This window comes from Streptomyces sp. bgisy130, assembly GCF_057708345.1.
Window position 1 is genome coordinate 1 of sequence record NZ_JBYISA010000077.1, and the last position, 12855, is coordinate 12855.

A 12855-nucleotide genomic window follows, 5' to 3' on the forward strand; every position below is an offset into this window, starting at 1 on the left:
AGGGGGGGGGGGGGGGGGGGGGGGGGGGGGAGAACCCCCCCCCGCCCGGGGCCGTTCGAGGGGGCGGGCGCCGGGCCCGGCCGGCTCAGCTGTCCGGGTACCGGTCCTGGAGCACGGAGGTCACCAGCGCCTGGACGTCCTCCCGGTCCAGGCCCTCGGCGCGGGCCCGGTCCATCCAGGAGCGGAGTTCCTCGCGGAGCAGGGCGTCGGCGGCGGACTCGGGGCGGGCGAGCGTGCGGCTGACGAAGGTGCCGAGGCCGGGGCGTGGTTCGACCAGGCCCTCCCGCTCCAGCTCGCGGTAGGCCTTGAGGGTCGTATTGGGGTTGACCTTGGTCGTGGCGGCCACCTGGGCGGCGGTCGGCAGCCGGTCGCCCTCCACCAGGACGCCCAACCGCAGTGCCTGCTGGACCTGTTGGACGATCTGGAGGTAGGTGGCGACACCGCTGCGGCGGTCGATCCGGAACTCGACGACGCTCACCACCTCTCTGCTTCTTCCGCTTCTTTCGCCCGTGCTGTCCTGGGGGCCGCCGGGGCCGGGCCGCCCGACCGCTTGATGATCGGGCCGGCCGTCCCGGGTGTCAAAGCGCCGCCCGGGGCGTGCCCCGTACGGGAGCGACCCGCGGCCGCCCGCCCGTATCGGCCGCCGCGCGGCTGCCCGTTCAGAGCGGCCGCCGTTGTGCCCGCCAGACGACGCACGCCAGCACCACGGCGGCCAGCGCCAGCAGGAGCGCCGCGCCCCGCCACTGCATGCCGGACAGCTGCCCGTAGTCGAAGTACTGGGTCACCCGGTTGACGATGCCCAGCTTGGCCCGGCATGCCTCGCTGTCGCCGGAGACGCAGGTGCCGAAGCCGTAGAGCTTGCCGTCCGCGGTGGACACCCAGTCGTCCATCCGTACGGCGTCGAACGGCAGGCGGGGGCCGTTGCCGGAGTCGTACGGGTAGCTGACGCTGCGCAGGGTGCCGAGCCGGGGGCGTACCTGCTCGGCCCAGAGCACGTTGCCGACCGTGGCGAGGACGGCGGTGGCCGCCATGGCCGGCACCACCCGCTTGATCAGCATGCCGAGGGCGATCCCGCAGGAGGTCAGGAGCAGCGTCATGGCGACCGGGACGGGGCCGGTGCTGTCGAAGGGGCCGTCCGCCAGCCAGTCGCCGGTCGCGATCAGCCCGTGGGCCGGGGCCCACAGCCAGGTGAAGAGGGCTGACAGCAGGGTGGTGCACAGCACCACGAGGGCCAGCGGCAGGCCGAGCGTGGCGGCGATCCAGCGGCCGCGGCTCACCGACTGGGTGGTGACCAGCGTGAGGGTGCCGTGCTCCTGCTCGCCCGCGATCAGCGGTGCGCCGAGGAAGACGCCGATGACGACGGGCAGGTAACGCATGAAGCTGAGGTCGCTGTTGAACGTCGAGCCGTAGCTGTTCTGGAACGCGGTGACCAGCTGTTCGCCGGGGCCGCCGGGCGGGGTGGCGTGGGTGTGCAGGAAGTCCTGTACGCCGATGCGCTGGTAGGCGAACGCGGCGCAGCCCACGACGGTGGCCAGCAGGACGGTGCGCAGCACGGTGCGGTGCCGGTGCCAGACCAGCCAGGGCAGGCCGTGCAGCGGACCGCGGCGGCCGCCGGCCGTGCCGGCCGGGCCGTCCCTCTCGGCCGCGGTGGTGCGGCCGGCGGCCGGGCCGGACGTGTGGGTCGTGCTCATGCCGCGGCTTCCCCCGCTCCGCCGGTGCCGGTCTCGTCCATGACGAGGGTGGGGGCGTCGGGCGAGCGCAGATAGGCCAGCAGGACCTCCTCCATGCTCGGCGACAGCACCTCCCAGCTGTCGGAGAGCGGCCCGCCGGTGCGGATCAGGGCGCTGAACTGCCGCCCGGAGACCCGGGATTCGACCACGGTGTGGTGCCGGCGCAGCTCTCCGGGCACCCCGTCGTCCCCCTCGGCGACGCCCGTCACCAGCAGGTGGGCGGGGATCAGGTCGTCGGTCTGGCCGGCCATCCGCAGCCGGCCCTCGGCGAGGACGATGAGGTAGTCACACATGACCTCGATCTCGGAGAGCATGTGGGACGACATCAGGACGGTGGTGCCGTGCTCGGCGGCCTCGGCCATCAGCAGCCCGGACAGCTCGTGCCGGGCGAGCGGGTCGAGGTCGGACATCGGCTCGTCGAGCAGCAGCAGCTCGGGCCGCTTGCCGAAGGCGAGGGCGAAGGCGACGCGGGTGCGCTGGCCGCCCGAGAGGGTGCCGATACGGGCGCTGAGCGGCACCTTGCCGGACCGCACGATCCGCTCGGCCAGCGCCTGGTCCCAGCGCGGGTTGAGCTCACGGCCCAGCCGCAGCGTCTCGGCGACCGTGAAGCGGGGGTAGAGCGGCTTGTCCTGGGCGAGGAAGGCGATCCGGGGCAGCACGGCCGGGTCGGTGACCGGGACGCCGAACAGCTTCAGGGTGCCGGTGGTCGGCTGCACCAGCCGGGTCGCGGTGCCCAGGAAGGTGCTCTTGCCGGCGCCGTTGGGGCCGACGAGGGCGCAGATGTGGCCCGCCGGGAGCCGGAAGGAGCAGTCCCGCAGCGCCCACCCGCGGAGGTACTTCTTCCCCAGTCCTTCGGCCTCGATGGCCCATGGGCTCGGGTCGCTCACCCGGATCCCCCCTTTAGCTAGTTGATTAGTGGAATGAGTATGGGGAGCGGTGCGGAGACATGTCAACAACGGGCGGTCGGGGGTGACGGGGCCGGGGCAGCCCGCCGCCCGCGCGGGGCGGCGGGCTGCCCCGGCTGCCTCAGTCCTCCGCCACCAGCGCCTTCGCCATACAGCGGCTGTCCTCGTACGTCCGGTACAGACCGAACTTCTCGACCAGCACATAGCCGCTGGAGGCGTACAGCTCCAGCGCCTCCGGCTGCTTGATCCCGGTCTCCAGCACCATGCGGGAGCGCCCCGCGGCCCGGGCATCGGCCTCCAGGACGGCCAGGATCCGCCGGGCCAGCCCCCGCCCGCGCGCCTCCGGGAGCACGAACATCCGCTTGATCTCGGCGTCGCCGGCCGCGTACCCCTCCGCCGCGTCCTCCTGGCACCGCCATCCGCCGGTGGCCAGCGGGCGGGTGCCGTCGTACGCGATCAGATAGGTGCCGTGCGGCGGGGTGAACATCTCCGGGGTGAGCGGGGTGATGTCGCCCTCGTCGCCGTAGCGCCAGGCGTACTCCTGCTGCACCAGCGCGTCGAGGGCGACCGCGTCGGGGTGGTCATAGCGGACGGGACGTATCTCCATTCCGGAAAGCGTACGGGCGGGCGGGTGCCGGGCGCGACGAGGTGGGGGCCGCGGCCCGTGCGGACCGGGGGCCCGGGGTATGGGAGCCTGACCCCTGGCCCGAGGCGATGTGACGGGGCCGGGAAAGGGCTGGGTGAGGGTTGTGTACACCGTGACCTCGGTGAATGTGAACGGGCTGCGCGCCGCCGCCAAGAAGGGCTTCGTCCCGTGGCTGGCGGAGACCGCGGCGGATGTGCTGTGCCTGCAAGAGGTCCGGGCCGAGACCGCCCAGCTCCCGGACGAGGTGCGCGAGCCCGCGGGCTGGTACACCGTGCACGCCCCGGCGGCCGCCAAGGGCCGGGCCGGCGTCTCGCTCTACACCCGGCGGGAGCCGGACCGTGTACAGATCGGCTTCGGCTCCGCGGAATTCGACACCAGCGGCCGCTATGTCGAGGCGGACCTGCCCGGCGTGACCGTCGCCAGCCTCTATCTCCCCTCCGGGGAGGTCGGCACGGAGCGGCAGGACGAGAAGGAACGCTTCATGGCGGAGTTCCTGCCGTACCTGGTCGGGCTGCGCAAGCGGGCCGCGGCGGACGGCCGGGAGGTGGTGGTGTGCGGTGACTGGAACATCGCGCACCAGGAGGCCGACCTGAAGAACTGGAAGGCCAACCGGAAGAAGGCCGGTTTCCTCCCGGAGGAGCGCGCCTGGCTGACCGAGGTCCTGGACGAGGCCCGCGGCGGCTACGTGGACGTCGTCCGCGCCCTGCACCCGGACGCCGAGGGCCCGTACTCGTGGTGGTCGTACCGGGGCCGCGCCTTCGACAACGACGCGGGCTGGCGGATCGACTACGCCATGGCCACTCCCGGTCTCGCCGCGCGTGCGGTGAAGGCGTATGTGGAGCGGGCGGCCAGCCATGACCAGCGGTGGAGCGACCACGCACCCGTGACGGCCGTCTTCGACCGGTAGGCCGCGGGCGGACCGTACGGACTCCGGGAGCCGTGAGCCGGAGGTGGCCGGTCCGCGGGACCAACTGCGTTGTCAGTGGCCGCAGTTATGGTCCGGATCATGGGATACACAGAGGCCGATACCTACGACGGGGCCTGGGTCGACCACCCCGATCTCGTCCGCGCGTGGCGGGGCAGCACCACCCTGCTGACCCTGACCTTCCCCCCGTTCCGCGAGCCCGCGGGGGCCGCCGGTCCGTGGACTCCGGAGCCGCACGACCCGGTGCGCGCCCGCCGCGTCGTCGAGTCGCTGGGCACCGTCGACGCGGTCCTGGAGGAGCTGCCGGTCCGCCGGACGGAAGACCTGGAGGAGCCGGAGATGCGGGCCGACCTCGACTATGTCGCGGTCGGCTGCTGGGGCGACACCGTGTGGATCAGCGACCCGGCGCTGGGTGACTACGGCATGGGGTGCGGGATGGACCGGGAGACCGGTGGGCAGCGCGCGCTGCATCCGGAGGCCCGGATCGTCGGGACGGTGTCCATGGATTACGGGCTCACCTACTGTCAGCACGTGGTGGACCTGCCCGGGGGGCATCGGCTGGACGTCAGCGGGTGGATCGACGCCGAGGGTCTGGAGATCACCGGTGACCCGGAGGGCATGCTGCGGGTCATCGGGATCGATCCCGCGACGGTACGGGACACGTACACCGACCCCGATGAACCCGACAACATCGACTGGTGTGACTGGGACCGCTACACCGGCTTCTTCGTCGGCGGCTTCGCCGGCATCGACTGGAGTGCCCAACAGGACCTGCGGGCGTCCCTTTTCCGGGTCCGGCGCTCGGAAAGCGCCGAGGGTGACCTGGCCGAGGTGTGGCTCGGGTGAACCGGTCTCACGCGGGCCCGCTTTCCGCAGACGTCTGATTCCGCCGGGCATTCCCGTGTGCGGGGGCGCCGGGGAATTCCCGCCGCGGGCAGCAAAACGGCCCGCCGGGGATTCCGGCGGGCCGTCAAGCTGGGGGGTGCGACCGCTGCGTCAGGAGACGCGGGAGAACTTCACGTAGCCGCCGTTGTCGGGACGCTCCCAGACGCCGCGGAAGGCCCAGTTGATGTAGCCGCCGTCGCCCTGGTTCGTGAACTCGCCGTCCTCGAAGACCCAGATGCCGTAGACGACACCGTCATAGGTGGCGGTGCCGAAGGACTGCACACCGTTGAAGTGGTCCTCGTAGGGCTGGCTCAGGTTGTGGACCATGACGTTGTACTTGCCGCCGGCCGCGTAGAACGCCGACTCCATGAAGCTCTTGACGAAGCCCTCACGGTTCTGCGCGGTCTTGATCGACGCCTCGATCTTGTTCGCGATGCCGAGCACGTCGACGTTCATGTTGAGGTTCGCGTTGGCACCGACGCTGACCGGCGACTCGCCCGCCGCGGCGGCGGGAGCCGCCGACGCGGTCGCCGGGAAGGCGACGGCCGTGCCGGCCAGGGCGGCGCACAGGGCCGCGGTGGCCAGGCTCTTCTTCACGAGGTTCTTCTTGGACATGGTTCTCCTCCATGGGTACGGATGGCAGGCCTCCCCGGCCCCCGTGCGGGTGGAGGGGGCCGGAGAGGTGGCCCGGACGGCCGCGGGGGAAAGCGGCGGTCACCGGCACGGAAGTGATGTTTCAAGGCGACGCTCATGATCCGCTCACATCGTGATCATGGTCTTCGCCGGTGGCCCGCGTTTTTCATTGACATTTCGTCAATTCGCTGACGGTGTCCACATAGTGAGAGGAATCCGAGGCAAACGGAACCTCCGGTTCCCAACGGCGGTCTTTCTGGAAAAAGAGGCGATTTGCCGTGCCTGCACCGGCGGCGTGAAATCGAGGTCACAATGGTTCAGTTGCGGCTACTAGGGCCGGTTGAAATTGAGGTGAACAATGGGCGACTGCTGAGCCTCGGAACGGGCCGCCTGCGCACCGTGGCCGCGATTCTGATCAGCGAGGTCAATCAGGTGATCCCGGTCGGCAGAATGATCGACCTGGCCTGGGACACGGACCCGCCGGCCAGAGCGAGAGGTGTGGTCCACAACCATGTGCACCGCCTGCGGCGGCTGTTGGTCGGCCAGGCCGAGATCGCCACCCGCGGCCAGGGGTATGCGCTGCTCGCCGATCCGTGTGCGGTGGACGTCAACCGGTTCCGGTATCTGGTGTCGGGTGCCCACGAGGCCGAGCCGCGGACCGCCGTCGCGAAGCTGCGCCAGGCCCTCGGGCTGTGGCGGGGCGAGGCGCTGGCAGATGTGCCCGGCGAACGGGTGCGGCGGGCGCTGGGTGCCGGGCTGACCCAGGCGAGGGTGGCGGCGCTCCAGGAGCTCGGCGCCAGGCTGCTGTTGCTCGGCCGGTACGGGGAGCTGATCACGGAGTTGATGGCCTGGCTCGCGGAGCACCCCCTGCACGAGGAGCTGACCGCGCTGCTGATGCGCGCGCTTCAGGCGAGCGGCAGACAGGCCGAGGCCCTCGACCACTTTCACCGCACCCGACGGCACCTGAAGGACCAGTTGGGCATCGATCCCGGCCCGGCCCTCCGTGAGACCTATCTGGCGGTGCTGGACGGGAAGCCCGCGGGCGCCCCGCCGTTCGCCGGTCGCACATCGGCCGGCCACGGCCCCGGTTCCGGCCCTCGTCCGGGATCCGGCCCCGGCCCGGGCTCCGCCCCCCGTCCGCGCTCCGGCCCCGGCCCGGCTTCCGGCACCGCCGCCCCGTACGGCCCCACCGACCCGTACGGCTCCGGCCACCCGCCGGCTCCGCCCCCGGCCGTGGCCCAACTCCCGCCCCGTATAGCCGACTTCTGCGGCCGGGTGCGGGAGACCGTCGCGCTGGACCAGCAGCTGGACCGGCTGCCGCGGCCGGACTGTGTGGTGCTCACGGGCGCCGGCGGGACCGGCAAGACCACGCTGGCGGTGCACTGGGCGCACTCCCACAAGGACGAGTTCCCCGACGGGCAGCTCTTCGCCGACCTGCGGGGCTTCGAGCGTCCCCCGATGCGGCCGGCCACCGTACTGGCCATGTTCCTGCGGGCGTTGGGGGTGCCGGAGGCGCGGATCCCCGAACCCCTGGCGGAGCGCTCGGCGCTGTACCGCGCACTGCTCGCCGGCCGGCGGATGCTCGTCGTGCTGGACAACGCCGGCACGGCCGAGCAGGCGCGCCCGCTGCTGCCCGCGACGCCGGGCTGTCTGGCGGTGGTGACCAGCCGGCGGCGGCTGAGCGGGCTGGTGGTCCGCGACGGGGCGGCCCTGCTCACGGTGGGGCCGTTCACCGCGGAGGACGCCCTGGAGCTGCTGGGCAACGCGCTGGGCCGGTCCCGGGTCGCGGCGGACCGGGACGCCGCGCGGGCGCTCGTCGAGCGGTGCGACAGGCTGCCGCTGGCGCTGCGGATCGCCGCCGCCCGGCTGATGGCGCACCCCGACTGGTCGCTGGGCCACTGGACGGCGAAGCTGGCCGATGAGCGGCGCCGGCTCCGGGAACTGTCCGCGCACGACGCCGATCTGGCGGTGGAGGCCAGCCTCTATCTCAGCTATCGCGCGCTGTCGAGCGGGGCCGCCCGGCTGTTCCGCCTGCTCGGGCTGCACCCCGGCCCGGACGTGGACGTGCCCACCGCCGTGGCACTGGCCGGCCGCGATCCGGAACGCACCCACCGCCACCTCGCCGAACTGGGGGACGCGCACCTGGTCGAGGAGCAGGCGCAGGGGTCCTACGTACGGACCGACCTGGTGCGCATCTATGCCGAGCAGCGCGTCGCGGTCGAGGAGACACCGACCGAGCGGGACCTGGCCCGGCAGCGGCTGCGCGACCACACGGCACGGTACGGGCCGGGGCGCTGCTGAGCCGCGGCCGCCCGGCGGCCCGCGGTCACTTCTCCTCCGCTCCCGCCTCGCGCCGCCACTGCGCCAGCTCCGCCCGGACGCGGCGGTCCATGGCCATGGAGAGCTCGGCCTCGACCACGCCCTTGGAGAGCGGGCGGAGCTTTTCGATGGTCTCGCCGATGTGGTCGACCTCCTGGGGGCTGACGTCCTCGCACGCCGCGATGCGGCCGAGGACGTCGGAGAGGAGGTGGGTGCGGATGAGGTCGGTGAAGACATCGGCGAGGGCGTCGGCGTGCGCGCGTACCCGGCGGCCGGCTTCCAGGACGGCGGCCAACGGGATGCCCTGGTGGACGAGTTCGGTGGAGGCGTCCAGGAGGCGGCGGCTGATGTGGACGAACTCGTCGCCGTCGACGGCGAGATAGCCGAGGTCCAGGGATGTGCTGAGGTTCTCGGCGGTGATGTCCTCGCTGAAGTGGTCGGCGAGTTCCTCGGGGGTGAGGCGGACCGGGGTCTCCTCGGACCAGGGCGGGACCAGGGGGTTCTCCAGGCCGAGGAGTTCGCCCACATCGCGGCCGGTGTCGAAGGCCGAGAGGAGCTCGGCGATGCCGCCGAGGGTGTGGCCGCGCTCCAGGAGGGCGCCGATGGTGCGCAGCCGGGCGAGGTGGTGCTCATTGTACCAGGCGATCCGGCCCTCGCGGCGCGGCGGCGGGATGAGCTTGCGCTCGCGGTAGAAGCGCAGCGTACGGACCGTGATGCCGGCTTCCCCGGCCAGGTCGGCCATGCGGAATTCGCGTGCGGGGTGGTGGCCGGCGGGCTCCGGCCGCTCGTCGTGGGTGTTCTCGTTCGCTGCCACGCACTCAGCCTATGCCGGGGGTGTGACGCGGGTCCGGCGTACGACCGGCGTGCGACCGGCGGTAACTTCCTGCCGTCCGCCCCCTACCGCTCGGTACGCGGCTGCCCTACTCTCCCATTGCGCCAGTGATTGCTGGCGTGGTTGGCCGGGCGGCTGTGACGCCCGAAGGTCATGGCACCGAAGATGGCAGGGAAGAACGTCGAACTCGGGAGGCGGCGGGATGGACGGGCGCGAGCGCGGGCATGTGCGGGTTGCGGTGATTGGATCGGGTTTCGGTGGTCTGGGGGCGGCGGTCCGGCTGCGGCGCCAGGGAATCACCGACTTCGTGGTCCTGGAACGGGCCGGTGCGGTGGGCGGCACCTGGCGGGACAACAGCTATCCGGGATGTGCGTGCGATGTGCCCTCGCACCTGTACTCCTTCTCCTTCGCGCCCAACCCGGAGTGGCCGCGCAACTTCTCCGGGCAGCCGCATATCCGCGCGTACCTGGAGCGGGTCACCGACACCTTCGGGCTGCGCCCGCACCTCCGCTTCCACTCGGAGGTGCGCGCCCTGCGGTGGAACGGGGACGCGCTGCACTGGGAGCTGGAGACCGCGAGCGGACCGCTGACCGCCGATGTGGTGGTGTCGGCGACCGGACCGCTGTCGGACCCCAAGGTGCCCGGCATTCCGGGGCTGGACACCTTCCCCGGCAAGGTCTCGCACTCCGCCCGCTGGGACCACGACTACGACCTGCGCGGCAAACGCGTCGCCATGATCGGTACGGGCGCCTCGGCGATCCAGATCGTGCCCGCCATCCAGCCGGACGTGCAGCGCCTCACGCTCTTCCAGCGCACCCCGCCCTGGGTGCTGCCGCGCGCCGACCGCAAGATCAGCGCGGCCGAGAAATGGCTGCACACCAAGGTCCCGGCGACCCGGGCCGCGCGCCGCGGGCTGCTGTGGGGCCTGCGGGAAATGCAGGTCAGCGCCTTCACCAAGCGGCCCGATGAGCTGGGCCTGATCGAGTTCCTGGCCCGGAACCATATGAAGAAGGCCATCAAGGACCCGGCGCTGCGGGCCGCGCTGACCCCTGACTACCGCATCGGCTGCAAGCGCATCCTGCTCTCCAACACCTACTACCCGGCCCTGGCGCAGCCGAATGTGGACCTGGTCGCCGCGGGGCTGGCGGAGGTCCGCGGCAGCACCCTCGTCGGCTCCGACGGGAGCGAGGCCGAGGCCGACGCGATCGTCTTCGGCACCGGCTTCCATGTGACCGATATGCCGATAGCGCACCGCGTCACGGGTGCCCACGGGACGACGCTGGCCGAGGAGTGGAAGGACGGCATGGAGGCGCTGCGCGGCGCCAGCGCGGCCGGCTTCCCCAACTTCCTCACCATCATCGGGCCCAACACCGGCCTCGGGAACAGCTCGATGATCCTGATGATCGAGGCGCAGCTGAACTACCTGGCCGACTTCATGCGCCAGCTGGACGTCCTCGGCGGGAAGATCGCGCTCGATGCCCGGCCGTCCGCCGTCCAGGACTGGAACCGCAAGGTCCAGCAGCGGATGACCCGCACGGTGTGGAACACCGGTGGCTGCGACAGCTGGTACCTGGACGCCGACGGCCGCAACACCACCGTCTGGCCGGGCACGACCGGGGAGTTCAAGAAGGTCACCCGGCAGGTCGACCTCGCGGAGTACGAGGTGCTGCGGCCACCGAAGCCCGCGGGCCGCAGCACCGGCGAGCGTGCGGAGGTGGCCGCATGAGCCGCCGCCCCGCCCATGTCACCAGCGGGCCGTACGCCCCGCCGGTGCCGCGTACGGCCCGGACCGTCACCTCGGCCGACGGCGCCCGGCTGTACGCCGAGATCCATGGCCCCGAGTCCGCCCCCGCCGTCGTCCTCGCGCACGGCTGGACCTGCTCGACCGCCTTCTGGGCCCCGGTCGTCCGCGAGCTGGCCACCGACCACAAGGTCGTCGTCTACGACCAGCGCGGCCACGGCCGCAGCCCCGCCGCCGGCCCGGCGGGCCACAGCACCCATGCCCTCGCCGACGACCTGATCGCCGTACTGGAGGCGACCCTGGCGGCGGGCGAACGCGCCGTGCTGGGCGGCCACTCCATGGGCGGCATGACGATCATGGCCGCCGCCGAGCGGCCCCAGCTGCGCGAGCGGGCCGCGGCCGCGCTGCTGTGCAGCACCGGCAGCGCCGATCTGCCCGCCGAATCACGGGTGTTCCCGCTGCGCAGCCCGCAGGGCCGGCGGCGCGCGCACCGGCTGATGCTGCGCTCACGGGCCCCGCTCGGCCCCGTATCGCCGCTCACCCGGCGCGCCCTGAAGTACGCCACGATGGGGCCGGGCGCCACCGCCGAGCAGATCGAGGCATGCGCCCGCATCGTGCACGGCTGCCCGGCCGCCGTACGGGCCCGCTGGGGCACGGTGCTGGACGGCCTCGAACTGACCGGTGGCGCCGCCCGGCTGGAGCTGCCGACCGCGGTCCTCGCGGGCACCGCCGACCGGCTCACCCCGCCGGTGCAGGCCCGCCGGCTGGCCTCCGTCCTGCCCGACTTCCGCGGGCTGACCGAGCTGCCGGGCCTGGGCCACATGACGCCGGTCGAGGACCCCGGCGCGGTCGCCGGGCGGCTGCGCGCCCTCGTACAGGACCATCTGCGGAGCCCCGGCAGCACGGCGGCCGCGACCGCCGAAGTCCCCCCTGGCACGCGGCAGAAGAAGGAGAAGACGGTATGAGGGCGAGCAGGAGTCTGGCCGGGCAGGTCGTGGTGGTGACCGGCGCGGCGCGCGGTGTCGGTGCGCTGCTGGCCCGCAAGCTGTCGGCGCGCGGTGCGACGCCGGCGCTGGTCGGCCTGGAGCCGGACGAGCTGCGCGCCGTGGCGGCCGCGCTGCACGGCCCGGCGCACCACTGGCACGCCGATGTCACCGACCACGAGGCGATGGCCCGGGTGGCGGGCGAGGTCAAGGACCGCTTCGGGAAGGTCGATGTGGTCGTCGCCAATGCCGGGGTGGCGACCGGCGGCCCGTTCGCCGACTCCGACCCGGTCGCCTGGAAGCGGGTCATCGAGGTCAACCTCATCGGGGGCGCGGTCACCGGCCGGGCCTTCCTGCCCCTTCTCACGGCGTCCCGCGGCTACTTCCTCCAGATCGCCTCGCTGGCCGCGATCACCCCGGCGCCGATGATGACCGCGTACTGCGCGTCCAAGTCGGGCGTCGAGGCGTTCGCGCACAGCCTGCGCGCCGAGGTCGGCCACCGGGGCGTACGGGTCGGCGTCGGCTATCTGAGCTGGACGGACACCGACATGGTGCGGGGCGCCGACCAGGACGACGTGATGCGCGAGCTGCGCTCCCGGCTGCCCTGGCCGTCGAACAAGACCTATCCGCTGGGCCCCGCCGTCGACCGGATCGTCGCGGGCATCGAGCGCCGCTCGGCGCATGTCTACGGGCAGTGGTGGCTGCGCGGGATGCAGTCGGTCCGGGGATATCTGCCCGCGCTCATCGGGACGGTGGGCCAGCGGGAGGTGCGGCGCTTCGGGGACCGGCTGGACGGGCGGCGGATCGGTCTGCTGGGCGCCGGCGGCGAGGCCGACGAGAAGGCGCGGGCGGACCGGTGAGCGGCCGCCGATGACCGGCGATCCTCACGGAACGTAGTCAACCGTGATCGAAATGCGACGAATGTCCGGGCGTGTCACGCTGAATCGGGGCCAAACCCCCCTTACACCCCACTAGGAGTGAACAGCATGGGCATCAAGGACCAGTTCCAGGACAAGGCCAATGAGCTGAAGGACCAGGCGCAGAAGGCCAGGAGCGACTCTCGCGAGCAGGGTCACGAGCGCGGTCAGCGCCAGGACCAGGAGCGTGGCGGTCAGCGCCCCGAGCGGGAGAGCGACCGGCGCCAGGGCGGCCAGGACCGTGGCCAGCAGCCCCGTGACCGCCAGCAGGGCCGCCGCCCGGCCCAGGATGCGATGGACGCCGCCGAGGGCCGCTTCCAGAGCTGACATGGCTCGTCC

At 72.6% G+C, this 12855-nt stretch carries 13 protein-coding genes; 6 read left to right on the forward strand and 7 right to left on the reverse strand.

Annotated features, from left to right (window positions below; all coding sequences use genetic code 11):
• Nucleotides 1–85: 85 nt before the first annotated feature.
• The 4 genes from AC3EUV_RS37555 to AC3EUV_RS37570 all read right to left on the reverse strand — a co-directional run bounded on the left by AC3EUV_RS37555 (nt 86) and on the right by AC3EUV_RS37570 (nt 3242).
• Nucleotides 86–481, reverse strand: a complete 396-nt coding sequence (locus AC3EUV_RS37555; RefSeq protein ID WP_432145047.1) for a GntR family transcriptional regulator — start codon at nt 479–481, stop codon at nt 86–88.
• 178 nt (nt 482–659) lie between these two features.
• Nucleotides 660–1691: an ABC transporter permease gene (locus AC3EUV_RS37560; protein WP_435604843.1), complete on the reverse strand. Its 1032-nt coding sequence runs from the start codon at nt 1689–1691 to the stop codon at nt 660–662.
• Nucleotides 1688–2617, reverse strand: coding sequence for an ABC transporter ATP-binding protein (locus tag AC3EUV_RS37565; RefSeq protein ID WP_432145049.1), 930 nt, complete (start codon nt 2615–2617; stop codon nt 1688–1690). Before AC3EUV_RS37565 ends, AC3EUV_RS37560 begins: the two co-directional genes overlap by 4 nt.
• Before the next feature lie 139 nt (nt 2618–2756).
• Nucleotides 2757–3242 carry a GNAT family N-acetyltransferase gene (locus AC3EUV_RS37570; protein ID WP_435604844.1) on the reverse strand — a complete coding sequence of 162 codons (486 nt, stop codon included), beginning with the start codon at nt 3240–3242 and terminating at the stop codon, nt 2757–2759.
• Between the two features lie 142 nt (nt 3243–3384).
• Here AC3EUV_RS37570 and AC3EUV_RS37575 point away from each other — a divergent pair, with 142 nt between their 5' ends.
• Nucleotides 3385–4188: an exodeoxyribonuclease III gene (locus AC3EUV_RS37575; RefSeq protein ID WP_432145051.1), complete on the forward strand. Its 804-nt coding sequence runs from the start codon at nt 3385–3387 to the stop codon at nt 4186–4188.
• Nucleotides 4189–4287: 99 nt separating this feature from the next.
• Nucleotides 4288–5052, forward strand: a complete 765-nt coding sequence (locus AC3EUV_RS37580; RefSeq protein ID WP_432145052.1) for a DUF6333 family protein — start codon at nt 4288–4290, stop codon at nt 5050–5052.
• Nucleotides 5053–5202: 150 nt separating this feature from the next.
• On the opposite strand, the gene AC3EUV_RS37585 is transcribed toward AC3EUV_RS37580, so the two are convergent.
• Nucleotides 5203–5706 carry a stress protein gene (locus tag AC3EUV_RS37585; RefSeq protein WP_432145053.1) on the reverse strand — a complete coding sequence of 168 codons (504 nt, stop codon included), beginning with the start codon at nt 5704–5706 and terminating at the stop codon, nt 5203–5205.
• Between the two features lie 369 nt (nt 5707–6075).
• On the opposite strand from AC3EUV_RS37585, the gene AC3EUV_RS37590 reads away from it, so the two are divergent.
• A complete protein-coding gene (locus AC3EUV_RS37590; RefSeq protein ID WP_435604845.1) occupies nt 6076–8025 on the forward strand; it encodes an AfsR/SARP family transcriptional regulator in 1950 nt (649 codons plus the stop codon).
• A 25-nt stretch (nt 8026–8050) separates the two neighbouring features.
• Here the strand turns inward: AC3EUV_RS37590 and AC3EUV_RS37595 are convergent, their stop codons facing one another.
• Nucleotides 8051–8857: a MerR family transcriptional regulator gene (locus tag AC3EUV_RS37595; RefSeq protein WP_432145055.1), complete on the reverse strand. Its 807-nt coding sequence runs from the start codon at nt 8855–8857 to the stop codon at nt 8051–8053.
• Between the two features lie 220 nt (nt 8858–9077).
• On the opposite strand from AC3EUV_RS37595, the gene AC3EUV_RS37600 reads away from it, so the two are divergent.
• From AC3EUV_RS37600 to AC3EUV_RS37610, 3 genes are read left to right on the forward strand one after another with little or no spacing between them, the layout of a single operon-like run.
• Nucleotides 9078–10601 (forward strand): flavin-containing monooxygenase, encoded by a 1524-nt coding sequence (locus AC3EUV_RS37600; protein ID WP_432145056.1) that lies wholly within the window; start codon nt 9078–9080, stop codon nt 10599–10601.
• Nucleotides 10598–11581, forward strand: coding sequence for an alpha/beta fold hydrolase (locus tag AC3EUV_RS37605; RefSeq protein ID WP_432145057.1), 984 nt, complete (start codon nt 10598–10600; stop codon nt 11579–11581). The genes AC3EUV_RS37600 and AC3EUV_RS37605 overlap by 4 nt, the downstream gene beginning before the upstream one ends.
• On the forward strand, nt 11578–12459 hold the full coding sequence (locus AC3EUV_RS37610; protein WP_432145058.1) for an SDR family oxidoreductase: 882 nt from the start codon (nt 11578–11580) through the stop codon (nt 12457–12459). Before AC3EUV_RS37605 ends, AC3EUV_RS37610 begins: the two co-directional genes overlap by 4 nt.
• Before the next feature lie 111 nt (nt 12460–12570).
• On the opposite strand, the gene AC3EUV_RS37615 is transcribed toward AC3EUV_RS37610, so the two are convergent.
• Nucleotides 12571–12855, reverse strand: a 285-nt coding sequence (locus AC3EUV_RS37615; protein WP_435604846.1) for a hypothetical protein, incomplete at its 5' end; no start/stop codon positions are given.

Excerpts from the sequence above, each read along its gene's own strand:
- AC3EUV_RS37560 (WP_435604843.1), bottom strand. The coding sequence starts at position 1,691 with ATGAGCACGACCCACACGTCCGGCCCGGCCGCCGGCCGCACCACCGCG.
- AC3EUV_RS37570 (WP_435604844.1), bottom strand. The coding sequence starts at position 3,242 with ATGGAGATACGTCCCGTCCGCTATGACCACCCCGACGCGGTCGCCCTC.
- AC3EUV_RS37580 (WP_432145052.1), top strand. The coding sequence starts at position 4,288 with ATGGGATACACAGAGGCCGATACCTACGACGGGGCCTGGGTCGACCAC.
- AC3EUV_RS37585 (WP_432145053.1), bottom strand. The coding sequence starts at position 5,706 with ATGTCCAAGAAGAACCTCGTGAAGAAGAGCCTGGCCACCGCGGCCCTG.
- AC3EUV_RS37600 (WP_432145056.1), top strand. The coding sequence starts at position 9,078 with ATGGACGGGCGCGAGCGCGGGCATGTGCGGGTTGCGGTGATTGGATCG.
- AC3EUV_RS37605 (WP_432145057.1), top strand. The coding sequence starts at position 10,598 with ATGAGCCGCCGCCCCGCCCATGTCACCAGCGGGCCGTACGCCCCGCCG.
- AC3EUV_RS37610 (WP_432145058.1), top strand. The coding sequence starts at position 11,578 with ATGAGGGCGAGCAGGAGTCTGGCCGGGCAGGTCGTGGTGGTGACCGGC.